The sequence below is a fragment of the Kitasatospora viridis genome (assembly GCF_007829815.1).
Classification (GTDB): Bacteria; Actinomycetota; Actinomycetes; order Streptomycetales; family Streptomycetaceae; genus Kitasatospora; species Kitasatospora viridis.
On record NZ_VIWT01000009.1, the window covers coordinates 174,196 to 200,317 of the forward strand.

Genomic DNA, 26,122 nt, shown 5'->3' on the forward strand with positions numbered 1-26,122 from the left:
GACACGGTGAAGGACCCGACCAGCATGACGTCTTCGAACCGAGACCGCGCCGCCGCCCTGCCGCAGGCCCTGCAGGAGGAGCTGCGGCGCCGGCTGGCCGGACGCGGCAGCACCACCCCCGCCGGCGCCGCCGCGGCCCCCGCCGGGCTGCCGCGCGCCGACCGCGACGGACCGCTGCCGCTCTCCTCCGCCCAGCAACGGCTCTGGTTCCTGGATCAGTTGCGCCCCGGCGACCCCCGCTACAACAGTGCCGTCGCCGTCCGCTTCGCCACCGCGCCCGACCCGGCACGGCTGGCCGGGGCTCTCGCTCGGCTGGTCGAGCGGCACGAGGCGCTGCGCACCGTCTTCGCCCCGGCCGGAGCGGACGGCGCACCCGGCCAACTGGTCCGGCCGGCCGCACCCGTGCCGCTGCCCGTCCAGCAGCTGGACCAGGGCGAGTTGGACGCCGCCCTGCTCGCCGAGTACGCCCGCCCCTTCGACCTCGCCACCGGCCCGCTGCTGCGCGCCCGCCTGCTCGGCGAGCCGACCGGATCCCAGGTGCTCGTCCTGACGGCCCATCACATCGTCACCGACGGCTGGTCGATGGGCATCCTGCTGGACGAGCTGCGCACCCTGCTGGACCCCGCCGCACCACCGCTGCCACCGGTGGCCGTCCAGTACCCCGACTACGCGGCCTGGCAGCGCGGCCAACTCACCGGGCCCGCACTCGAACGCCGCCTCGCCCACTGGCGCGAGCGGCTGGCCGGCGCCGACCCGGCCCCCGAACTGCCGCTCGACCACCCCCGGCGCGGCGCCGAAGCCGGGCCCGGCGCCGTGCACACCTTCACCGTCCCCGCCGAGGCCACCGCCGGGCTGCGCCGGCTGGCCACCGAGCAGCGGACCACCCTGTTCGGCGCCCTGGTCGCCGTCAGCCAGGCGCTGCTGGCCCGCTGGTCCGGCCGCAGCGAGGTGACGGTCGGCTCGCTCACCCCCGGCCGCACCCGCACCGACCTGGAACGCGCCGTCGGCCTCTACGTCAACACCGTCGCCCTGCGCACCCCCGTCCGGCTCGCCGGCCCGCTGCGCGAGCTGCTCGCCGCCACCGCCGAGACCGTCAACGACGCCTTCGCCGCCGGCGACACCCCGTTCGAGCGGGTCGTCGAGGTGGCGGGTGCCGCCCGCGAGGCCGGGCGCAACCCGCTCTTCGACGTCATGGTGCTGCTCCACCCCGACCCGCCGGCCGCCGGCGGCGAGCTCAGCACCGTCGAAGTGCCCCGGCAGGCCGCCGTGTTCGACCTCAGCATCGAGTTCGTGCCCGACGGCGAGGCGCTGGCCGGCCTGGTCGAGTACCGCACGGACCTGTTCGAGCCGGCCACCGCCGAGCGGCTCGCCGAACAGCTGGTGCGGCTGCTCACCGCCGCCGCGGCCGAGCCCGACCGGCCGCTGGACACCCTGCCGCTGCTCTCGCCCGAGCAGGCCCGGCAGCTGACCGAGGAGTGGAGCGGCACGGCCCGTCAGCTGCCGCCCACCACCTACCCGGAGCTGTTCGAGCGTCAGGCGGCCCGCACGCCGCACGCCCTCGCCCTGGTGGCCGGCCCCGACCGGCTCGACTACGCGACCGTGAACGCCCGGGCCAACCGGCTCGCCCACCACCTGATCGGCCTCGGCGCCGGGCCCGAACGGCTGGTCGCCGTCCGCCTGCCGCGCACCGCCGAGCTGGTCACCGCGCTGCTCGCCGTGCTCAAGTCCGGCGCAGCCTTCCTCTACCTGGACCCCGCGCTGCCCGCCGACCGGGTGCACCTGCTGCTGGACGACGCCCGGCCCGCGCTGGTGCTCGACGAGCAGGCCCTGCGGGAGCTGCCGGACGGCCTGCCGCAGCACGACCCGGTGACCGGGCTGCTGCCCCGGCACACCGCCTACCTCGTCTACACCTCCGGCTCCACCGGCCGACCCAAGGGCGTCGCCGTCGAGCACCGCTCGCTCGGCAACCTGCTCGCCGCGCACCGCGAAGGCTTCGTCGCCGAGACCGGCGGCGGGCCGCTGCGGGTCGCGCTGACCGCCGCCTTCTCCTTCGACACCTCGCTGGAGGGACTGCTGCTGCTGGCCGACGGCCACCCGCTGCACCTGGTCGACGAGACCACCCGGCTCGACCCGGCCGCGCTGGTCGAGTACGTGGTCGAGCACCGCATCGACTTCCTCGACCTGACCCCCTCCTACCTGCGGCAACTGCTGCCCGCCGGCCTGCTCACCGACCCGCGCCACCGGCCCGGCACCCTGATGCTCGGCGGCGAGGCGCTCGGGCCCGCGCTCTGGCGCGAGCTCGGCGGGCGGGCCGGGCTGGCCGCGTACAACTTCTACGGGCCCACCGAGTGCACCATCGACGCGCTCGCCTGCCGGGTGGGCGCCCCGGACGCTGTGGACGGTGCGGACCGGCCGCTGGTCGGACGGCCGCTGCCGGGCGTGCGGGCCTACGTGCTCGACGGGCGGCTCCAGCCGGTGCCGCCGGGCGTCGGCGGCGAGCTCTACCTCGCCGGCGAGCAGCTCGCCCGCGGCTACGCCAACCGCCCCGGCCTGACCGCCGAACGCTTCCTCGCCGACCCGTACGGCGCGCCCGGCAGCCGGATGTACCGCACCGGCGACCTGGCCCGCTGGGCAGCCTCCGGGCAGCTCGACTACCTCGGCCGGGCCGACGACCAGATCAAGGTCCGCGGCCACCGGATCGAACCCGGCGAGATCGAGGCCGCCCTGCTGGACCTGCCGGAGGTGGCCGGCGCCGCCGTGGTCGCCGTCACCGACCGCGGCGGGCACACCCGGCTCGCCGCCTACGCCGTGCCCGCGGCCGGGGCCCGCCCGACGGCGGGTCAGCTGCGCGCCGCGCTGCGCCGGGTGCTGCCCGACCACCTGGTGCCGAGCTCCTACACGCTGCTCGCCGAGTTGCCGCTGACGACCAGTGGGAAGCTCGACCGGCGCGCCCTGCCCGCTCCCGAGCCGCAGGAGCGCGAGCGGGAGTTCGTCGCGCCGCGCAGCGCCGAGGAGCGCACCCTGGCGGGGATCTGGGCCGAGGTGCTGGGCGTGGCGGCGGTCGGCGCCACGGACAACTTCTTCGAGCTGGGCGGCGACTCCATCCTCAGCATCCAGGCCGTCACCCGGGCCCGGGCGGCCGGGCTGCGGGTGGACTCGCAGGACGTCTTCCGGCACCAGACGGTCGCCGACCTGGCGGCTGCGGCGGTGGCCCGCGGGGCGGCAGGGGCGGCGGGGCCCGAGGTTTCCGCCGCGCCACGGGTCCGGGCGGACGGGCCCGCCCCGCTGACCCCGGTCCAGGAGTGGTTCCTGGCCACCCACGGGCCGCTCGGGCACTTCAGCATGTCGCTGCTGCTCGACCTGCCGCAGCCGCTGGACACGGCGGCGCTGGCGGCCGCACTGGAGGCGCTGGCCGCCTGCCACCCCGCGCTGCGCACCCGGTTCCGCCGCACGGGGGAGGGCTGGCGGCAGCAGCCAGGTTTCGCGGGTGCGCGAAACATCCCGCGAAACATCCTCAGCACCGGCCACACCGACCCCGAGGAGGCCGCCGCCACCGCCCGGGGCGCCCTCGACCCGCAGACCGGCACCCTCTTCCGGGCCGCCCTGCTGAACGACCGTCAGCTCTTCCTGACGGCGCACCACCTCGCTGTCGACAGCGTCTCCTGGCGGATCCTGCTCGCCGACCTGGCCCAGGCCTACCAGCAGGCCGCCGCCGGCCGGCCGATCGAACTCGCCCCCGAACCCGTCCCGTTCGCCGACTGGGCCGCCCACCTCGCCGACCGGGTCCGGGCCGGCGAACTGGACGAGGACCTGCCGCACTGGCTCGCCGAAGCCGCCGCGCCCCGCAGCCCGCTGCCCGTGGACCGCCCGGGCACCCCACTGGCCGGCTCGGTCCGCACCGTCCGCGCCCGTCTCGACCGCGCCACCACCGAGGCGCTGCTGCGCACCGTCCCCGCCGCCTACCGCACCCAGGTCAACGACGTGCTGCTCAGCGCGCTCGGCCGGGTGCTCGCCGACTGGGCCCGCGCCGAGCGGGTCACCGTGCTGCTGGAGGGCCACGGCCGCGAGGAGCTCGACCTCTCCCGCACCGTCGGCTGGTTCACCAGCCAGTACCCCGTCACCCTCACCCCGGCGCCGGACGGCTGGGCCGCCACCCTGAAGGCTGTCAAGGAGCAGCTGCGCGCCGTCCCCCGGCGCGGCCTCGGCTTCGAGGCGCTCGCCCGGCTCGGCTCGCCCGACCCCGCCGCCCGCACGCTCGCCGAACTGCCGCTGCCCCAGGTCAGCTTCACCTACCACGGCCAGTGGCAGGCCGCCCCCGGCGGCGCCTTCGCACCCGCCGGCGAGGTGCCAGGGCGGGAGAGCGCCGCCGACGAGCCGCTCGACCACCTGCTCGACGTGGTCGCCCTGGTCGCCGACGGCGAGCTCGAACTCACCTGGCACTACAGCGAATCGGTGCACGACGCGGCCACCGCGCAGGCCCTCGCCGACGGCATGGCCGGCGCGCTCGCCGCGATCGTCGAGCACTGCGCCGAGCCCGGCGCCGGCGGCCGCACCCCGTCCGACTTCCCGCTCGCCGGGCTGAACCAGGCCCAGCTGGACGCGCTGGTCGGCGACGGGCGCGGGGTCGAGGACGTGCTGCCGCTCACCCCGCTCCAGGAGGGCATGCTCTTCCACCGCCTGATCGGCGGGCCCGACGACGTCTACCTGGACCAGGCCGCCCTGCTGTTCGACGGGATCAGCGACCCGGACACCTTCGCGCTCGCCTGGCAGCGCGTCACCGACCGCACGCCCGCGCTGCGCACCCGGGTGGTCTGGGAGGGCGTCCCGGCGCCCGTGCAGGTCGTCCAGCGGGCGGTCCGGCTGCCCGTCACCCAGTTGGACGGCCGGGACACCGAGCCCGACCTGGAGCGGCTGCGCGCCGCGGACCAGGCCCTCGGCATCGACCTGGCCGCCGCCCCGCTGATGCGCCTGACCCTGATCCGCCTGCCCGGCGCCCGGCTGCGACTGCTCTGGACCTCGCACCACCTGATCCTGGACGGCTGGAGCCTGGCCCAGGTGCTCACCGAGGTCTGCGAGGAGTACACCGCGCTGGTGGCCGGCCGCCCGGCCCAGCCGGCGCTGCGCCGACCGTTCGGCGACTACGTGCGCTGGCTCGCCGAGCAGGACGCCGGCGCCGCCCGCGCGCACTGGCGCACAGTGCTGGCCGGCCTCGCGGAGCCGACCCCGCTGCCCTTCGACCGCCCGCCGCGCGAATCCCACCGCAGCCGCTCGGACGCCGTGCACCGTACCGGCCTGACCGAGCCGCTCACCGAGCGGCTGGCGCGCACCGCCCGGCAGTCCGGACTGACCGTCAGCACCCTGGTGCAGGGCGCCTGGGCGCTGCTGCTGGCCCGCTACGCCGACGAGCCCGAGGTGGTCTTCGGCAGCACCGTCTCCGGCCGCCCCGACGAACTGCCCGGCGTCGAGTCGATGGTCGGCATGTTCATCAACACCCTGCCCACCCGGGTCCGGGTCGACGGCCACCGGGCCGCCGCCGACTGGCTGCGCGACCTCCAGCAGGCCCAGGCCGAGGACCGCCGGTTCGCCACCGTCTCGCTCGCCGAACTCGGCGGCGGTGGCGGTGGGGAGCACCCGCTCGGCGCCGGGCAACCGCTCTTCCACAGCATGGTCGCGTTCGAGAACTACCCCTTCGACGCCGAGCGCACCGCCGCCGCGGGCGTGCGCCTGCTCGACGTCTCCTCCCGGGACGCCACCAGCTTCCCGCTGGTGCTGCGCGCCCACCAGGCCGACCGGCTCGGCCTCGAACTCGCCTACGACCCGGCCCTGTTCGACGCCGCCACGATCCGCTCGCTCGGCGACCGGCTGCGCCTGCTGCTCACCGAGCTGGCCGAGGACCCGAACCGGCCGCTGCACCGGCTCGCCTGGACCACCCCCGAGGAGCGGCAGCGGATCCTGGCCGAGGGGAGCGGCCGCGCGCACGGCCGCCCCGAGCCGACCCTGGCCGAGCTCTTCGAGGCGCAGGCGGCCCGCACCCCGGACGCGATCGCCGTCAGCCACCGCGAGGAGCGGCTCGACTACGCCGAACTCGACCGGCGCGCCGCCAGGTTGGCCCACCGGCTGGCCGAGCTGGGCGCCGGGCCCGAGCGGTTCGTCCTGCTCGCCCTGCCGCGCTCCGCCGACCAGGTGGTGGCGATCCTCGCCGTGCTCAAGACCGGCGCCGCCTACCTGCCGGTCGACCCGGCGCTGCCCGCCGAGCGGATCGCCCGGCTGCTCGCCGATGCGGCGCCGGTCGCCGTGGTCGCGGCCGGCCCGGTGGCGGCGGCCGTGCCGGTGCTGCGGCTGGACGAGCCGGGCGTGCGGGCCGACCTGGCGGCGCGTCAGCCCCTGGCGCCGGCCCGCCGGGCGCTGCCCGACACGCCCGCCTACGCGATCTACACCTCCGGCTCCACCGGCGTGCCCAAGGGCGTGGTGGTGCCGCACGCCAACGTGGTCCGGCTGTTCGAGCGGACCCGGGACTGGTTCGCGTTCTCCGGCGCGGACGTCTGGACCCTCTTCCACTCCTACGCCTTCGACTTCTCGGTCTGGGAGCTGTGGGGCCCGCTGCTGCACGGCGGCCGGCTCGTCGTGGTGCCCGAGGACACCGCACGCTCCCCGGAGGACTTCCTGCGGCTGCTGGTCGAGGAGCGGGTCACCGTGCTCAACCAGACCCCCTCCGCGTTCTACCCGCTGATCCGCGCCGACGCCGAACACCCCGAGCTCGGCGACCGGTTGGCGCTGCGCACGGTGGTCTTCGGCGGCGAGGCGCTGGACACCGGCCAGCTGGCGCCGTGGTACGCGCGCCACCCGCAGGGCGCGCCGCGCCTGGTCAACATGTACGGCATCACCGAGACCACCGTGCACGTCACCTACGCGCCGCTCGACTTGGCGGGCGACGGCCTCGGTACCGGCATACCCGACCTGCGGGTCTACCTGCTGGACCGGCACCTGGCGCCCGTGCCGCCCGGCGCGATCGGCGAACTGTACGTCGCCGGCGAGGGGTTGGCGCGCGGCTACCTGGCCCGCCCCGGCCTCACCGCCACCCGGTTCCTCGCCGACCCGTTCGGCGCGCCAGGCACCCGGATGTACCGCACCGGCGACCGGGCCCGCCGCCGGGCAGCGCAGGACGGGAGCAGCACCCTCGCCTACCTCGGCCGCGCCGACCAGCAGGTCAAGCTGCGCGGCTACCGGATCGAGCCCGGCGAGATCGAGGCCGCGCTGCGCAGCCACCCCGGCATCGCCGCGGCGGCGGTCGGGGTGCACCAGGACGCGGGCGGCACACGGCGGTTGGTCGCACACGTGGTGCCCGTGGCGCCCGCGGGCACGGCCGGCGCGCCCTCGGCCGCCGAGCTGCGGGAACACCTCGGCGCGCTGCTGCCCGCGCACATGGTGCCCGCCGCCTACGTCCCGCTCGCCGCCCTCCCGTTGACCGTCAACGGCAAGCTGGACCGGCGCGCGCTCCCCGCACCGGGCGCCGACGGGCTGGCCACCGAGGCCGAGCGGACCACCCTGACCACCCCCGCCGAGCGGGCCGTCGCGGCCGCCTTCGCGGACGTGCTCGGACTGACCGGCGAACTCGGCGCGGGCGACGGGTTCTTCGCGCTCGGCGGCGACTCCATCCTGGCCGTGCGGGCCACCGCGCGGCTGCGCGAGGCCTTCGGCGCGGAGATCTCCCCCCGGCTGCTCTTCACCCACCCCACGGTCGCCGCGCTCGCCGCCGAGCTGACCACCAGCCAACTCCCTGACACTGCTGGGAACATCCCGGCGCTCGACCCCGGCGCCGAGGTGCCGCTCTCGCCCGCCCAGCAGCGGCTCTGGTTCCTGGACCGCTTCGAACCCGGCAACGCCGAGTACAACACGCTCTCCGCGCTGCGCCTGCGCGGCCCGCTCGACCTCGGCGCCCTGCGCGTCGCCCTCGACGCCCTGGTGGCCCGCCACGAGAGCCTGCGCACCACCTTCGCCGAACGCGACGGCCGCCCGCACCAGCTGGTCCACCCGCCCCGACCGGTGGACTGCCCGCTGACCGACGGCGACCTCGACGCGGCCCTGGAACAGGAGGCCGCCACCGGCTTCGACCTGGCCGCCGGCCCGCTGCTGCGGGCCCGGCTGGTCCGCACCGGCGCCGACGAGCACGTGCTGGTCCTGACGGTCCACCACATCGTCACCGACGGCTGGTCGACCGCCGTGCTCGGTCGCGACCTCGGCGAGCTCTACGCCGCCGCGCACCACCAGCGCCCGGCCCGGCTGCCCGAACTGCCCGTGCGCTACGCCGACTACGCCGCCTGGCAGCGCCGCCGCGACGTCACGCGCCAGCTCGACCACTGGCGGCGGGAACTGGACGGCCTGGCGCCGCTGGAGCTGCCCACCGACCGCCCCCGCCCGGCCGAGCGCACCCGCGACGGCGCGCTACTGGAGTTCACCCTGCCCGCCGCGCTCACCGAACGGCTGCGCGAGCGCGGCCGGGAGGCCGACGCGACGCTCTTCATGGTGCTGGTGACGGGCGTCCAGCTGCTGCTGGCCCGCTGGACCGGACAGCAGGACGTGGCCGTCGGCACCGTGACGGCGGGCCGGGACCGCTCCGAACTGACCGACCTGGTCGGCATGTTCGTCAACACCCTGGTGCTGCGCGGCCGGATGGGCCCGCGCACCCCGTTCCGCGAGCTGCTGGCCGGCACCCGGGCCGCCGTGCTGACGGCCTTCGAGCACCAGGAGGTGCCGTTCGAGCGGGTGGTGGACGCCGTCCAGCCCGAGCGCGACACCAGCCGCACCCCGCTGTTCGCCGTGATGGTCGCCCTGCACAACCTCGGCGGCGAGCTGCCCGAGCTGCCCGGCCTGACCGTAGCGGCCGTCACCCCGCCGGTGCGGCAGGCGAGTTTCGAGCTCGCCTTCGACTTCGTCGAACGCGACGGGGGAGTGACCGGGTACCTCCAGTACAACACCGGGCTCTTCGACCCGGCCACGGTGGAGCGACTCGCGGACCGGCTGCGGATGCTCCTGGAGTCGGCCGCCGAGGACCCGGGCCGCACCGCCGCGGACCTGCGCCTGCTCACCGACGGCGAGCGGCAGCGGGTGCTGGCCGACTGGCAGGGGGCGGTGGAACCGGTCCCCGGCGGAGCGCTGCACACCCGCTTCGAGGAGCAGGCCCGACGCCTCCCGCACGCCACCGCGCTCGTCGCCCGCGACGCCACCCTCGACTTCGCCGCCCTGAACGCGCGCGCCAACCGCCTCGCCCACCACCTGATCGCGGCCGGTGTGGGCCCCGAGCAGCTGGTCGCGCTGCGCCTGCCGCGCACCAGCGACCTGCTGGTCGCCCTGCTCGCCGTGCTCAAGGCCGGTGGCACGGTCGTCACGATCGAGCCCGAACTGCCAGCTGAACGCGCCGAGTTCCTGCTCCGGGACAGCAACCCCCGGCTGGTCCTGACGCCCGAGGCGCTCGGCGGAGTGCCCTGGGCGGCGCTGCCCGCCCACGACCCCACCGACGCCGACCGGACCGCGCCGCTGCGCCCCGAGCACACCGCCTACCTGGTGCACACCTCCGGCTCCACCGGCCGCCCCAAGGGCGTCGCGGTCGAGCACCGCCAACTCGCCGCGCTCTGCCACGACCACCAGCAGGGCCTGATCGCCCCGCACACCGCCGACGGCCGCCGGCTGAAGGCCGCGCTCAGCGCCTCGCCCTCCTTCGACACCTTCTGGATCGGCCCGCTGCTGCTCGCCGCCGGCCAGCAGCTGCACCTGATCGACGAGGAGGTCCGGCTCGACCCCGAGGCGTTCTGCGCCCAGGTCGCCGAGCAGCGGCTGGACTGGGTCAACGTCACCCCGTCCTTCCTGCGCGAGCTGCTCGCCGCCGGACTGCTGGCATCCGAGCGCCACCGCCCGGCCGTGCTGCTCGTCGGTGGCGAGGCCCTCGGGCCCGACCTCTGGGCGCAGCTGGCCGCCGCCCGGACGCACGCCGGGGTGAGCGCCTACAACATGTACGGGCCCACCGAGTGCACCGTCGACGCGACCTACCTGCGGATCGCCGACCGGCCGCTGCCGGCCATCGGCCGACCCGGCCGCAACCAGCGCGCCTACGTGCTCGACGCGGCGCTGCGGCCGGTGCCGCCGGGCGTGCCGGGCGAGCTGTACCTCGGCGGTGCGCAGGTCGCCCGCGGCTACGCCGGCCGGCCCGCCCTGACCGCCGAGCGGTTCGTGGCCGACCCGTTCGGCGCTCCCGGGGCCTGCCTGTACCGCACCGGCGACCTGGCCCGCTGGGGAGCCGACGGGCAGCTGGAGTTCCTCGGCCGCGCCGACCAGCAGCTGAAGGTCCGCGGCTTCCGGATCGAGCCCGGCGAGGTGGAGGCCGCCCTCCTCGACCAACCCGGCGTCACCGAAGCCGTAGTGACGACGAGTCAGCACGCCGGACGCGTGCTGCTGGTCGGCTACCTGGCGGGGGAGCGGACCCCGGACGACGAGGAGCTGCGCGCCCAGCTGCGCCGCACCCTGCCCGAGCACATGGTTCCGGCCGCCTTCGTCCGCCTCGCCCGGATCCCGCGCACCAGCAGCGGCAAGACCGACCGGCGCGCCCTGCCCGCCCCGGTGCTGGCAGCGGCGGCCGGACACGTCGAGCCGCGCGAGGGCGTCGAGCGCACGCTCGCCGGGATCTGGTCCGAGGTGCTGGGTGTGCGGCCGGTCGGCGCCCGGGACAACTTCTTCTCGCTCGGCGGCGACTCCATCCTGAGCATCCAGATCGTCTCCCGGGCGCGGCAGGCCGGACTCGCCCTCACCACCAAGGACGTCTTCCGCCACCAGACCATCGCCGAACTCGCCCCGCACGTCGGCACGCGCGCGGCCGCGCTCGCCGAACCGGCCCCGACCGAGGCCCCGCTGACGCCGATCCAGCGCTGGTACCTGGACGGCCTCCAGCCGGGCGACCCGATGCGGTTCAGCATGACCCAGCACCTGGAACTCGCCCCCGGCACCGACCTCGACGCCCTCGGCAGCTCGATCGACGCGCTGGTGCGCCGGCACGCCGCACTGCGCACCCGCTTCCACCGCGACGCCGCGGGCTGGCGCCAGCAGGTGCTGGACGCGCCGCCGCACACCGTCGTCAGCCGCCACCACGGCACCGCCTCGCTGGAGCAGGAGGTGGAAGCCGCCCAGGCCTCACTCGACCCGGTGGCCGGCCGGCTGATCCGCGCCCTGCTCTTCGACCTCGGGCCCGACCAGAGTCCCCGACTCGTCCTCACCATCCACCACCTGGCCGTCGACGGCGTCTCCTGGCGGATCCTGCTCGCCGACCTGGAGAACGACCGGGACACGGCGCCCGAGACCACCAGCGCCTACACCAGCTGGGCCGCCCGCCTCGCCCGCCACACCCAGGACGGCGCCTTCGACGGCGAGTCGGCCCACTGGTCGCGCGCCGCCGGGGCCGCACTGCCCGCCGGCCGGCCCGGCGGTCCCGGTCGCAACACCCAGGGCGCCGCCGAGACCCTCACCGCCACCCTCGACACCGCGACGACCGCCGCCCTGCTGCGCCAGGTGCCGGACGTCTACCGCACCCAGGTCAACGACGTGCTGCTCAGCGCCCTCGGCCGCACCCTGGCCCACTGGTGCGCGGGGGAGACGGTGCTGATCGGCGTCGAGGGCCACGGCCGCGAGGACCTGTTCGAGGAACTGGATCTCTCGCGGACGGTCGGCTGGTTCACCGCCGAGTACCCGGTCGCCCTGACGATCGGTCAGCAGGACGACTGGGTGCGCGACACACTGCGCTCCGTCAAGGAGCAGCTGCGCGCCGTACCCGGCCACGGCCTCGGCTTCGGCGCGCTGCGCCACCTGGCCGCCGACCCGGCACTGGCCGAACTCCCCAGCCCGCAGGTCGGGTTCAACTACCACGGCCAGTGGGAGGTGGGCGCCGCCGAGACCGGCCTGTTCCGGTCCGCCCTGCCGCCGGTCGGACGCGACAGCGACCCGGCGCAGGAACGCCCGTACCTGCTGGAGGTCACCGGCGTGGTGCAGGACGGCCGGCTCGAACTCGGCTGGACCTACCCGCCGGCCGTCTACGACGAGCCCACCGTGCGCGAGCTCGCCGAGCGGATGTGCCAGGCGCTGCGCGAGATCGTCGCGCACTGCGCCGAGCCCGGCGCGGGCGGCCGCACCCCCTGCGACTACCCGCTGGTCGAGCTGACCCAGCCCCAGGTCGACGCGCTGGTCGGCGACGGACGCGGCGTCAGCGACCTGCTGCCGCTCAGCCCGCTGCAGGCGGGCATGCTCTTCCACGGCCTGGTCGACGACGCCGACGCCTACTTCGACCGGATCCTGGTCCGGCTCTCCGGCGTGGCCGACCCGGCCGCCTTCGCCACCGCCTGGCAGCGCACCGCCGACGCCAACCCGGCGCTGCGCACCAGCGTGCACTGGGGCCGCCACGGCCTCCCGCAGCCCGTCCAACTCGTCCACGAACAGGTCGAGTTGCCGATCACCCTGGTCGACTGGCGGCAGCTGACCGAGGCCGAACGCGAGCAGCGCACCGAGCGGCTGCTCGCCGAGGACCGGGCCGCCGGCCTCGACCTGGCCCGGGCCCCGCTCACCCGCCTCACCCTGGCCCGGCTGCCCGACGACCAGCTGCTGCTGCTCTGGTCCACCCACCACCTGGCGCTCGACGGCTGGAGCAGCGGCCAACTGCTCGCCGAGGTACAGGACCGGTACGCGGGCCTGGTCGAGCCGCCGGCGCCCGGCGGGGTCGTCGAGCCGCCGACCCGCCGCCCGTTCGCCGACCACCTGCGCTGGCTCGCCGCCCAGGACGAGCGGCTCGCCGAGCGCCACTGGGCCGACGTCCTCGCCGGCTTCACCACCCGCACCCCGCTGCCCTTCGACCGCACGCCCGCCGAGGCCCACCGGGCCCGCTCCTCGGCGATGGTGCACCAGGAGCTGGACGCCGAACTCTCGCGGCGCCTGCGCGAGCGCGCGGCGCACGGCGGACTGACCGTCAACACCCTGGTCCAGGGCGCCTGGGCGCTGCTGCTGGCCCGCGCCGGCGGCCGCGACGAGGTGGTCTTCGGCACCACGGTCGCCGGGCGGCCCGCCGAACTGCCCGGCGTCGAGACCATGGTGGGGATGTTCATCAACACCGTGCCGACCCGGGTGCCGGTGCCGCGCGGCGGTGCGGTACTGCCCTGGCTGCGCGAACTCCAGCGCCGGGAGAGCGAGGCCCGCCCGTTCGACCATCTCGCGCTCGCCCGGATCCAGGCACTGAGCGCGGTGCCGGCCGGCGAGGCGCTCTTCGACAGCATGGTGGTCTTCGAGAACTACCCGGTGGACGAGGCCGCCGCCGCCCGCTCCGGCGTCCGGGTCGAGGAGGTCCGGACCGACGACGCCACCACCTTCCCGCTCTGCCTGCGCGCCTACCTGGACGACCGGCTCGGCTTCGACCTCGCCTACGACCCGGCGCTGTTCGACGCCGCCACCGCCGAACGCGCGGCGCAGCGCCTCACCCACCTGCTCACCCACCTGGCGACCGGCTTGGGCGGAGACCTCGCCGACCTGGACGCCCTCACCGACGCGGACCGGCTGCTGCTCCAGGACTGGCAGGCGACCGCCCGCCCCGCCGACCCGCGCTCCCCGGTCGCGCTCTTCGCCGCCCGGGCCGCCCGCACCCCCGACGCCGTCGCGATCCTCGACGGCCCCCGCGAACTGACCTACCGCCGGCTCGCCGACTGGTCCGACGCCCTCGCCGCCCAGCTGCGCGGCGAGGGCCTGGCGCCCGAATCCCGGGTCGCCCTGCTGATGGACCGCTCCGCCGAACTCGTGGTCGCCCAACTCGCCGTCCTCAAGGCCGGCGCCGCCTACCTCCCGGTGGACACCCGCGCCCCGGCCGCCCGCCGCGAGGCGCTGCTCGCCGACGCGGGCGCGGCGCTGCGGCTCACCGCCGACCAGGTCGAGGCGGTCCGCGACCGCCCCGCGCCCCGCACCGGCCTGCCCGCCCCGCACCCCGACCAGCTCGCCTACGTGATGTTCACCTCCGGCTCGACCGGGCGCCCCAAGGCCGTCGCGGTCCGGCACCGCGACGTCGCCGCGCTCGCCACCGACAGCCGGTTCGCCGGGGGCCTGAGCGACGGCGTGCTGCTGCACTCGCCGGTCGCCTTCGACGCCGCCACCTTCGAGGTGTGGGCGCCGCTGCTCACCGGCGGACGGATCGTCATCGCGCCCGAAGGGCCGGTGGACGCGGAGCTGATCCGCCGTCTGGTGACCGGGGCCGGACTGACCGCCCTCTGGCTCACCGCCGGCCTGTTCCGCCTGCTCGCCCAGGACGCGCCCGACTGCTTCACCGGTCTGCGCCGCCTGTGGACCGGCGGCGACACCGTGCCCGCCACCGCCGCCCGCCGGGTGCTGGCCGCCTGCCCCGGGCTGACCCTGGTCGACGGCTACGGGCCGACCGAGACCACCACCTTCGCCACCGCCCACCCCCTCACCGACCCCGCCGCCGTGCCCGACACCCTCCCGATCGGCCGCCCGCTGGACGACGTCCGCGTGCACGTGCTGGACGCCGCCCTGCGCCCCGTCCCGCCCGGCAGCGCCGGCGAGCTGTACCTCGGCGGCGAAGGCGTCGCGCGCGGCTACCTCGGCCGGCCCGGCGACACCGCCGCCCGCTTCGTCGCCGACCCCTGCGGCGCCCCCGGGGACCGGCTCTACCGCACCGGCGACCTGGCCCGCCGCCGGCTCGACGGCACCGTGGAGTTCCTCGGCCGCGCCGACGACCAGGTGAAGATCCGCGGCTTCCGGATCGAGCCCGGCGAGGTCGAGGCGGTGCTGGCCGCCTGCCCCGCCGTCACCGACGTCGCGGTGCTCGCGCGCGAGGACGCGCCCGGGCAGCGCCGACTGGTCGCCTACACCGTCGGCGCCGCCACCCCCGACGAGCTGCTCGACCACGCCCGCCGGGAGCTGCCCGACTACCTGGTGCCGTCCGCCGTCGTCCCGCTCGCCGCCCTCCCGCTCAGCGCCAACGGCAAGCTCGACCGCGCCGCCCTGCCCGCCCCGCAGGCCGAACCGCAGGCCCGGCGGATCGAGCCGCGCACACCCGCCGAGCAGCGCACCGCCCGGATCTTCGGCGAAGTCCTCGGGCAGGCCGAGCCCGGCGTGACCGAGGACTTCTTCCGGCTCGGCGGCGACTCCATCCTGAGCCTGCGCCTCGCCGCCCGGCTGGCCGAGGAGTTCGCCACCGAGCTGTCGCCCCGCGCCGTCCTCACCCACCCGACCCCCGCGGGCCTGGCCGCCCTGCTGGACACCGCGACCGCGCCGGCCGCCGCCGCCCTGCGCCCCGTGGAACGCGGCGTCAGCTCGCCGATGTCGCACGCCCAGCAGCGCCTGTGGTTCCTCGCCGAGTTCGCCCCCGACAGCGCCGAATACACGACCGCACTCGCCCTGCGGCTGCGCGGCGCCCTCGACCCGGCCGCCCTCGCCGCCGCACTGAGCGCCGTCGTCGCCCGGCACGAGGCGCTGCGCACCACCTTCGACGAGGACCGGCAGACCGTCCACCCGCCGCGACCCGTCCCGCTGCCGCTCACCGAACTCGACGAGGAGCAGCTGGCCGCCGAACTCGCCGCCGACCGCGAGCGCCCCTTCGACCTGCGCCGCGGCCCGCTGCTGCGCGCCCGGCTGCTGCGGCTCGCCGCCGACGAGCACGTGCTCGCGCTCACCCTGCACCACATCGTCACCGACGGCTGGTCCACCTCCGTGCTCACCGCCGAACTCGCCCACCACTACCGGGCCGCCCTCGACCCGCGCACCCCCGCCCTGCCCCCGCTGCCGATCCAGTACGCCGACTACGCCCACCACCAGCGCGCCGCCGGCGAGGACGAGACCCAGCTGGCCCACTGGCGCGAACGGCTGGCCGGCCTGGCCCCGCTGGAACTGCCCACCGACCGGCCCCGCCCGCCGATCCGCACCGGACGCGGCGCCAGCACCCGCCTGGTGCTGCCCCCGCAGACCGCCCGCCGGCTCGCCCGGATCGGCCGGGACCGGGGCGCCACCCTGTTCACCACCCTGGTCGCCGCCGCCCAGGCCTACCTGTCCCGACTGACGGGCGATCAGGACGTGGCCGTCGGCACCGTGGTCTCCGGCCGCGACCGGGCCGAGACCCGCGACCTGATCGGATTCTTCGTCAACACCCTGGTGCTGCGCGCCCAGGCCGACCCCGCCCAGGCCTTCCCGGACTTCCTGGACCTGGTCCGGCACACCGTGCTCGACGCCCTCGCCGCCCAGGACGTGCCGTTCGAGCGGGTGGTCGACGAGCTCCAGCCGGTCCGCAACCCCGGCCGCACCCCGCTCTTCCAGGTCATGGTGGTGCTGCAGAACACCCCGGCCGCCGGGCTCGACCTGCCCGGCCTCACCGTCGCCGACCTGGAACCCGAGCTCCAGCACTCGGCCTTCGACCTCACCCTGGAGTTCGCCGAGACCGACACCGGCGCCCTGCACGGCCTGCTCACCTACAGCACCGACCTGTTCGAGGCGGCCACCGCCGAACGGATGGCCGCCCAGCTCGCCGCCCTGCTCACCGCGCTGGCCGAGGACCCGGACCGGCGCCTCGGCGAGCTGCCGCTCGCCCGCGACCAGGAGCTCAAGGCACTGCTGGAGCAGTCCGCCGGCACCGCCCGGCCGGTCCGCGAGGCCACCCTGGCCGAGCTGTTCGAACGCCAGGCCGCCCGCACCCCGGACGCGCCCGCCCTCTCCGAAGGCCCCGTCAGCTACGCCGAACTCGACCGCGCCGCCAACCGGCTGGCCCACCGGCTGATCGAGCGGGGCGTCGGCCCCGAGACCCTGGTCGCCCTGGTGCTGCCGCGCGGCGCGGCCGCAGTGCTCGCCCAACTGGCCGTCAGCAAGGCCGGCGGCGCCTTCCTCCCCGTCGACCCGGACTACCCCGAGGAGCGCCGCGCCTTCCTGCTGCGCGACTCCGCCGCCGCAGTGGTGCTGGACGACCCCGAAGCCCTGTGGACCGCCGACGGCCCCGACACCGCACCCGCCGCGCCCCGCGACACCGGCCACCCCGCCTACGTGATCTACACCTCGGGCTCCACCGGCACCCCCAAGGGCGTCGTGGTCACCCACCGCGGCCTGGCCGCCTTCGCCGCGGCCGCCGCCGAGCAGTACGCGGCCCTGCCGGGCGACCGGGTGCTCCAGTTCGCCTCGCCCAGCTTCGACGCCTCGGTACTGGAGCTGTGCACGGCGCTGCTCACCGGCGCCACCCTGGTCACCGGCGAGCCCGGCCCGCTGGTCGGCGAACGGCTGGCCGAGGCACTGGCCGAACGGCGGATCACCCACGCGCTGATCCCGCCCGCCGTGCTGGCCACCGCGCCGGCCGGCACCGCCGCCGCACTGCCCGACCTGCGCACCCTGATCGTCGGCGCCGAGGCCTGCCCAGCCGACCTGGTGGAGCAGTGGGCACCGGGCCGACGGATGATCAACTCCTACGGCCCGACCGAGGCCACCGTCGTCGCCAGCTGGACCGGCCCGCTCACCCCCGCACCCGCCGCGCCGCCGATCGGCCGGCCCGCCGCCGCCACCCGGGTGCACCTGCTGGACCGGGCCCTGCGGCCGGTGCCCGCCGGCGTGGTCGGCGAGCTCTACCTCGGCGGCCCGGGCCTGGCCCGCGGCTACCTGGCCCGCCCCGGCCTGACCGCCCAGCGCTTCGTCGCCGACCCGCACGGCGCCCCCGGGGACCGGCTCTACCGCACCGGCGACCTGGCCCGCCGCGACGCCGACGGCCAACTGCGCTACGCCGGCCGCGCCGACGACCAGATCAAACTGCGCGGCTTCCGGATCGAACCCGGCGAGATCGAAGCCGCGTTGCGCCGCGCCCCGCAGGTCGCCGACGCCGCCGTGGCCGTGCGCGGCGAACCCGCCCGCCTGGTCGGCTACCTGGTCCCCGCGGGCGACCTGGACACCGCCGCACTGCGCAGCCGGCTGACCGGCGAACTGCCCCCGCACCTGGTCCCCGCCGTCCTCGTCCCACTGGCGGCACTGCCGCTCACCCCCAACGGCAAGACCGACCGCCGGGCCCTGCCCGACCCCGACCCCGCCGCCCTGGCCACCGGACCCGTCACCGAGCCCCGCACCGACACCGAACGCCGGATCGCCGCGATCTGGGCCGACGTGCTCGGCGTGCCCGTGGTCGGCGCGCACGACAACTTCTTCCACCTCGGCGGCGACTCGGTGCTCAGCATGCAGGTGGTCTCCCGGCTGCGCCGGGACGGCCTGCACCTGACCACCCGTGACCTGTTCACCCATCAGACCGTCGCCGAACTGGCCGGCGTGATCCGGGTGCTGCCGCGCACCGGCGACAGCGGTCCGGTCACCGGCGAACTGCCGCTCACCCCCATCCAGCACTGGTTCCTGACCACCCCCAGGGCCAGCCACCGGCAGTTCAACCAGTCCGCCCTGCTGCGCCTGGCCACCGCCCCCGACCCGGCCGCCCTGCACGCCGCGCTCGACGCCCTGCTCGAACACCACGACGCGCTGCGCCTGCGCTTCACCCAGGAGCCCGACGGCTGGCGCCAGTTCAACCCGCCGCCGGCCCCCGGTGACCAGGTGCTCACCGGACACGACCTGACCGGACTCACCCCGCCGCAGGCCGACGCCGAACTGGAGCGGGTCGCCGACCGGCTGCACCGAGGCTTCGACCTCGCGCACGGCCCGCTGCTGCGCGCCGCGCTCTTCACCGGCCACCCCGACGGCCACCCGCTGCTGCTCCTGGTCGCCCACCACCTCGCGGTGGACGCCGTCTCCTGGCGGATCCTCAGCGACGACCTGGAGACCGCCTACCAGCAGGCCCGGCGCGGCGAACCGGTCGCCCTCGGCGAGCGCACCACCTCCTTCCGGGACTGGGCCCGCCGGCTCGCCGACCACGTCCGCGAGGGCGGCCTGGACCACGAACTGCCGCACTGGGAACGGCTGGCCGCCGAGCCCGGCCCGACCGGCCCGACCGCCCGGACTGTCCCGGCGGCGGCCGGCCCGGCCGCCGCGCTCACCGTCGAGCTGGACCGCGAGCACACCGCCGCCCTGCTGCGCGCCGCCCCGGCCGCCTACCGGACCAGGGTCAACGACGTGCTGCTCGCCGCCCTCGCGCTCGCCCTGGCCCGCCGCGACGGCGGCGACGGGCGGATCCGGCTCGACCTGGAGGGCCACGGCCGGGAGGAACTGCTCGACGGCGTCGACCTGACCCGCACCGTCGGCTGGTTCACCACCGTCCAGCCGGTCGAGCTGACCGTCGAGGACCCCGGGCAGGTGGACGGCGAGCGGGACTGGCGGGCCCTGGTGAAATCGGTCCGCCGCCAGCTGCGCGCCGTGCCCGGCAACGGGATCGGCTTCGGCGCGCTGCGCACCTTCGGCCCGCCCGAGGTGCGCGAGCGGCTCGGCGCGCTCGGCCAGGCCGAGCTGGTCTTCAACTACCTGGGCCAGTGGGACGCCCGCCCGCAGCACGCCGGCCCGGCGCCCGACGCCGACCGGCCGGCCGCCGCCACCGGCCTGGTGCTGGCCGAGCTCGGCTCGGTCGGCGAGCACCACGACCCCCGCGACCCCGGATCGCACCCCCTGGAGGTGGTCGGCGCCGTGCAGGACGGCCGGCTCGCCTTCACCTGGCACCACCGCACCGACAGCCACCACCCGGCCGACGTGGCGCGGCTCGCCGAGGACTTCGCCTCGGCCCTGCGCCGGATCGCCGACCACGCCCGGCACAGCCGCTGACCACTCGTGAGGAGAGCCGCCATGGACGACCAGGACACCGCCCGCTACCAGGTGCTGCGCAACGACGAGGACCAGTACTCGCTCTGGCCCGCCGACCTGGAGGTGCCCGCCGGCTGGCAGCCGGTCGGCAAGGAGGGCACCGAGGCCGAGTGCTCCGCCCACGTGGACGAGGTCTGGACCGACATGCGCCCGCGCAGCCTGCGCGAGCGGATGTCCGGCCAGGCCTGAACCACCGTCAGCAGCACTGGAGGAGAACCGAAGTGACACCCGAGCTGAGAACCGACCGCCTGGAGTTCCGGCCCTACCGGCCGCAGGACGAGGACGCCTTCGTCGGCCTGCTCCGCGACGAGCAGGTGTGCCGCTGGATGGGCCAGGACCTGGTGCCCGAGCCCGACCTGCGCACGCTGTTCCGCGCCATCCTCGGCGAGGTCTACCCCCGTGCGCTCTTCGACGTCTGGGGGCTGTGGCACCAGGGCGAGTACGCCGGCCACGCCGAGATCAAACCCACCGGCAACGTGCCCGGCCACGAGATGATCACCGCGCTCGCCCCCGCCTTCTGGCGGCACGGCCTGGGCAGCGAGGCGGTGCGCGGGCTGATCCGCTACGCCGGCGACACCCTCGGCCTCACCGAGGCCTACGGCCTGGTGGGCGCCGGGAACACGGCCAGCCTGGCGCTGTGCCGCCGGATCGGCTTCCGCGAACTGCACGACCTGACCGACGAGGACGGCACGGTGACCAAGGTGGTGGTGATCTCCACCGGCGCCACCGGCAGCGCCGGCGTCAGCGACTGAGCGGCGCGTTCGCGGGCTGCACCGCGTGCCAGTGCAGGGCGATGCCGCACACGTCACCCTGCTGCTGGTCGCCCGTGTACGTGTACAGCGGCGATCCGTCGTAGGCCAGCTGCTGCGAGCCGTCCGGCCGGGTGACCACGGTGAGCATGCCGGCGAGCCCGGTCGGCAGCCGCAGCGCCGCGCCCTCCTGGTGCGCCAGCGGCGGTCGCGTCTTGGTGCAGCCGCCCACGCAGACGAACACCCCGGGGTGCTCCTGGGTGTCCAGGTACAGGGTGTGGCCGTTGGTGTCGGCCAGCACCCGTCCGATCGTGGGGGTGTCCACCACCTCCACCGAGAGCGGCGGCGGGGAGGGCGCGGCCGTCGCGGCGACCGGCGCCATCCGCGCCTGGGGCTGCTGGGCGCACCCGGCCAGTACGGTGGCCGCGGTCAGCGCGAGGACGGTGGCTGCTGCTCTGCTGCGCATGGTGTGCTCCTCGGCCCGGTACAGGGCCTCTAGTAACTGATCGTAACGTTTCTTACGGTGTGCACGTCGGTCGCGCCGCCGGTGCCGCCGCTGAAGCCGACCAGCAGGTTCGGCGGCAGCGTCACCGGCGTGTCGATCACCTGGGTGCCGTCCACCGCGACCTGGAGGTGCCCGGCCGGCGTGGCGGTCACGTCCACCGTGTGGGTGCCCTGGCGCAGGGCGGGGATCGCGGTGGAGGTGGCCGCGTAGGTGATCGAGTCGCGCACGCCCTTGACGGCGACGGCGACGAAGTTGTTCGACGGGTTGCCCGGGTTGTGCCAGGTGTCCAGGAAGACGGCCAGGCCGGGCAGGCCGGACCAGCCGAGCCCGCCGCCGGGGAAGCCGAGCGAGGTCGGGCCGGCCTTGGCGGCGTCCAGCAGCACCAGAGCGGTGCCGTCGGCCCCGGTGCCGCCGCCGATCTGCGAGGTGAAGCGCGCGTGCAGCCGGGCCCCGGAGACCGGGGTGCGGTCGAAGGCGCTGCCCGCCTGGTTGCCGACGGCCGGGGTGAGCACCAGGTCGGTGCCGTTCAGCTTGGCCGAGCCGTTCAGCGTCCAGGCGGCCGGGCCGGGCGGGGCCAGCGCGTAGCCGGCGGCGGAGACGGCCGCCCCGCGCACGGTGTGGATGTCGGTGAGGCCGCCGGTGGCGCCGGTGAAGGCGACCAGGGCGGCCGGCGGCAGGCTCGGCACGGTGGAGCTGAGCACCTGGGCGCCGTCCAGCGAGACGGTCACGGTGGTACCGGTGACCGCGATCGAGACCTGGTGCGGGCCGGAGCGCAGGTTGGGGACGTTGGTGTTGGTCTGGGCGTAGGTCAGCGCGTCCTTGGTGCCCTTGATCGCGATCGAGGCGAAGTTGTTCGACGGGTCGTTGGCGTTCTTGTAGGTGTCCAGGGTGACCGCCACGCCCGGGATGCCGGACCAGCCGAGGCCGCCGCCGCCGAAGCCGAGCGAGGTGGCGGTGGCGGTGGTCGGGTCGAGCAGGGCGAAGGTCTCGCCGTCGGCGCCGGTGCCGCCGCCCATCACGGCGGTGAAGGAGGCGCTCAGGCCGCTGGTCAGCACCGGGGTCGGGAAGACGGCCGAACCGGTCTGGTAGGCGGTGGCCTGGGTGAGGATCAGGTCGTCGCCGGCCAGCTGGGCGCTGCCGTTGAGCTGCCAGCCGCCGGCCCCCGGGGTGGGCAGCACCACGTCGCCGGTCGGCACCGTGCCGGTCACGGTGAGGGTCTCGTTCTGCGGGCCGCGCCCGTCGTCCGAGCTGATCTGGTAGCTGCCGGTCAGCGCGCCGGTGGCGGTCGGGGTGACGGCGACGCTCTGGTGGATCACCTGCCCGGGGCCGAGCACCTGACCCTCGCTCAGCGGGTTGCTGGTGGTGAACGGGGCGGCCGGCGGGGCCGCCTTGGTGATGGTCAGCGGGATGTTGCCGGTGTTGCTCACGTCGAAGCTCGCGGTGGCCGTGGTGCCGACCCGGACCTGCCCGAAGTCGGTGGCCGTCGGGGTCAGGGTCAGCACCGCCTGCCCGGTCACCGCGGTGCCGTTGAGCTGCACGGTCGCGGTGCCGCTGGTGCTGGTGACCGACAGGCTCCCGGTGTCGTCCTCGGCGGTGGTCGGCGTGTAGGTCACCTGGACGGCGACCGACTGCTGCGGCTGGATGACCGTGCCGTTGGCGGGCAGTCCGCTCGCGCTGAACGGCGCGGCGGGCGCGGCGGTGGCGCTCACCGTCTCGGGTGCGGTGCCGGTGTTGGTGAAGGTCACGCCGAGGGTGCGGGTGGTGCCGGTCGGCACGGTGCCGAAGGTCAGCGTGCCGGGGCTGGGTTGGAGCCCGGGCTGGGTGCCGTAGCCGGTCAGCGCGAGGCCGGTGGCGCCGGCCGCGGTGCTGACGGTCAGTTGGCCGACCGCGGGGCCCGGCGTGGTGGGGGAGAAGGTGACCGGCACCGCGAGCGACTGACCCGCCGTCAGGGTGACGGGCAGGCTCGGCGGGTTGGCCGCGAACGGCGCGGCGGCGGACAGTCCGGTGACGGTCACCGTGCGCATCGCGGTGATGGTCGCGGTCGCGCTGCCGGTGCCGCCGACCATCACGTTGCCGAAGGCCACCGGTTGGCCGGACAGCGCCGCGCTGTCCGGGCGGCCGAAGGCGAGCAGCCGGCCGTCCCGGGTGCCGACGAAGACCCGGCCGCCGTCGGTGGCCGGCACGGCGAACTTCGAGGTGGTGCCGATCGGTGCGGAGTAGCGCAGGTGCAGGCTGCCGTTGACCGGGACGGCGTCGTAGGCCCGCAGTTGGCCGTTGGTGCCGTTGCCGCCGTCGGTGTACTCGACCCAGACCAGCGCGGTGGACGGGTCCGAGCCGGTGGAGGTGACCACCGGGGAGCCGGAGGTGTAGCCGAAGGTCTCGCTGCTGGCCGCCGTCGCGGTCAGCGCCGGCTGGCCGCTGCCGGTGGTGCCGTAGGAGAGCGCGCGCAGCGGGCCGCCGCTGCCGAGCGTGTAGACGAACGGGGTGCTGCCGCCGAACACCCCCGGGTGGCCCCAGACGCCCTCGAACGGGCCGGTGGTGCCGAGCACCGCGTCGGTGCCGCCGGCGCCCTGCGAGCGGCCGCCGAGGTTGTCCCGGTCGAGCAGGAAGATCCGGCCGTCCTTGCCGACCTGCACCAGCAGGTGCGGGTGGGCGGCGGTGCCGAAGGCGGGGGAGGGCAGCGCCACCGGGCCGCCGGAGCCGAAGTCGGTGTCGTTCTGGTCCAGGGTCGGCGCGTTGGCCGGGCTGAAGAAGTCCTGCGCGGAGAGCGTCCCGTCGCTGTTGACGCCCAGTCGGACCACCGACTCCGACAGCGTGCCCGGTGGCAGGGTGCCCGGGCCGGCCGGCGGGTTGATGCCGTTGCCGGTGCTGACGATGATCCGTCCGGGGCCGTCGGAGACCGGGCCGCCGCCGGACATCCAGATCCCGGCCCGGGCGCTGCTGGAGGTGTTCTCGGTGGTCCACAGGGTCACCGCGCCGGTGCTGGTGTTCACCCCCGCCAGGTAGCCGGCGTAGCTGCCGAGGTCGCACTCGGAGCCGAAGGCCGCGTAGACCGAGCCGCCCATCAGCAGCAGGCCCGGGCGCTGGTTGACCGAGAACGGGTCGAACGGGTGGGTCGGGTCGTTCACCGGCGCGCCCTGGATCACCACCGGCCAGCCCGGCTTCTCGGCGCCGGTGGCCGCGTCCAGCGCGTGCAGGTACCAGTGCGGGTGGTTGGCGTCCGCGCCGTCGTTGACCTTCGCGGTCAGGTAGACGGTGCCGGTGGTCGGGTCCGCCACCGGGGTCGCCGTGATGCCGAGGTTGGGGACCAGGTCGCCGCAGCCGATCGTCGAGGCCGGCCAGGGCGCGCCGAGCGAGCGGGACCAGCTGACCGCGCCGCTGCCGGAGGCGATGCCGTAGACGTTGTCGTTCTCGGTGCCGACCACCACCGTGCCGCCCACCACCAGCGGTTGCGCGTACACCTGGCCGTCCACGGCGGTGGCGAACTGCTGGCCGAAGTCGGTGCTGGAGACCTGGGAGGGCGCGAGCCCCGGCTCGTTGGCGTCCCAGCCGGTGCGCAGGGTCTCCTGGGAGACCGTCGTCTCGTCGGCCCGCGCGGTGGCCCCGCACTCCGTCAGGAGGCCGCCGAGCAGCAGGCCGACGGTCAGCAGCGCGGAGATCGGGCGGCGCAGTCCTGATGCTCGGATGGTCATACGTAGGATCGTCGGGTCTACGCAACTCGAATTCCGGGCAGGACACGGCCCGGTTCACGCGGGTGGCGGCACCGTCGACGCCGCCGAACAGGTGGTCGGTCGACTGCTAACCTCCTCATATGATCATTCGGGGGAGGGCGGGCCGACGCGCCGTCAGACTGCTGCCGGCGGCCCGCGAGGAGCGGGCCATGATCCTCTCCAGCTTCGCCAACCGGGTCGGCAACGGCCTCTTCAACCCCGTCGCCGCGCTCTACTTCACCCGCGTCGTGCACCTCACCCCGGCGGGCGTCGGCCTCGGCCTCACCCTGGCCGGACTGATCGGGCTGCTGGCCGGCGTGCCCGCCGGGCGGCTCGCCGACCGGCGCGGCCCGCGCACCGTCATGCTGGTCACCCTGGCCGTCCAGACGCTCAGCATGCTGGCTTTCGTCGTGGTGCGCAGCTGGGGCGCCTTCACCGCCGTCGCCACCCTCGACCTGCTCGCCCTCTCGGCCAACAACGCCGCCCGCGGCGCCGTGATCGCCCGGGTCGGCGGCGAGAAGCCGGCCGCCTTCCGGGCCACCCTGCGCTCCTACGTCAACCTCGGGGTGGTGTTCGGCACGGTCGGCGCCGGCTTCGCCGTGCAGCTGGACAGCCGCGCCGCCTACACCGCGCTGGTGCTGGCCAACGCCGCCAGCTACGTGGTCTGCGGGCTGCTGCTCCTGCGGGTGCCCAACTACCCGCCGCTGCCCCGCCCGGCCGAGCAGCCGCGGTTCGGCGCGCTGCGCGACCGACCGTTCGTCACCTTCGCCGCGCTGTACGGCGCGATGGGCCTGCAGTACACCGTGGTCGGACTGGTGCTGCCGATCTGGATCGCCGCGCACACCCACGCCCCGCGCTGGACCGTCGCCGCGATCAGCGCGTTCAACGCCGCGGTCTGCGTGCTGCTGCAGGCCCGGCTCGGCCGCCGGGTGGAGACCCCGGAACAGGGCGGGCGGGCCTTCCGCCGGGCCGGACTGCTCTTCCTGGTCAGCTGCCCGCTGATGGCGCTGGCCGCCGGAGTGCCCTCCTGGGCGGCCATCGCCCTGCTGGTGGTGGCCATCGTGCTGCACAGCCTCGGCGAGATCTGGGAGAGCTCGGCCGCCTTCGCGGTCAGCTTCGGCCTGGCCCCCGACCACGCCCAGGGCCAGTACCAGGGGCTGCTCGGGCTCGGCTTCGACCTCGGCCAGGCGATCGGGCCGGCCCTGCTCACCACCCTCTGCCTGGGCCTGGGCGGCTGGGGCTGGTGCGCCCTCGGACTCGCCTTCGCCGCGCTCGGCGCCGGCGGCCCGGCGGTCGCCTCCTGGGGCGCGCGCACCCGGCAGGGCGTGCTGCCGCAGCCGGTGGCCGCCTGAGTACGCGTCGTTGGTGGTGCG

At 76.0% G+C, this 26,122-nt stretch carries 6 protein-coding genes; 4 read left to right on the forward strand and 2 right to left on the reverse strand.

The annotated features are described in order from the left end of the window. The first annotated feature begins 24 nt into the window (after positions 1-24). The 3 genes from FHX73_RS43845 to FHX73_RS43855 are packed head-to-tail and all read left to right on the forward strand — an operon-like array spanning position 25 to position 20,537. On the forward strand, positions 25-19,746 hold the full coding sequence (locus tag FHX73_RS43845; RefSeq protein ID WP_145911727.1) for a non-ribosomal peptide synthase/polyketide synthase: 19,722 nt from the start codon (positions 25-27) through the stop codon (positions 19,744-19,746). A gap of 21 nt (positions 19,747-19,767) precedes the next feature. Then, entirely contained in the window at positions 19,768-19,974 is a 207-nt protein-coding gene (locus tag FHX73_RS43850; RefSeq protein ID WP_145911728.1) for an MbtH family protein, read from the forward strand. Positions 19,975-20,006: 32 nt separating this feature from the next. After that, the gene (locus tag FHX73_RS43855) at positions 20,007-20,537 is read left to right on the forward strand and encodes a GNAT family N-acetyltransferase (protein WP_145911729.1); all 531 of its coding nucleotides are present in this window, start codon (positions 20,007-20,009) and stop codon (positions 20,535-20,537) included. Here FHX73_RS43855 and FHX73_RS43860 read toward each other — a convergent pair. Both FHX73_RS43860 and FHX73_RS43865 read right to left on the reverse strand, forming a co-directional pair. Beyond that, positions 20,527-21,000, reverse strand: coding sequence for a COG4315 family predicted lipoprotein (locus FHX73_RS43860; RefSeq protein WP_145911730.1), 474 nt, complete (start codon positions 20,998-21,000; stop codon positions 20,527-20,529). The two genes, FHX73_RS43855 and FHX73_RS43860, sit on opposite strands and share 11 nt — an antisense overlap. Positions 21,001-21,029: 29 nt before the next feature. Beyond that, positions 21,030-24,731, reverse strand: coding sequence for a choice-of-anchor D domain-containing protein (locus FHX73_RS43865; protein WP_145911731.1), 3,702 nt, complete (start codon positions 24,729-24,731; stop codon positions 21,030-21,032). A gap of 188 nt (positions 24,732-24,919) precedes the next feature. Between FHX73_RS43865 and FHX73_RS43870 the strand changes: the two genes are divergently transcribed. After that, positions 24,920-26,101, forward strand: coding sequence for an MFS transporter (locus FHX73_RS43870; RefSeq protein ID WP_246214258.1), 1,182 nt, complete (start codon positions 24,920-24,922; stop codon positions 26,099-26,101). Positions 26,102-26,122 lie beyond the last annotated feature (21 nt).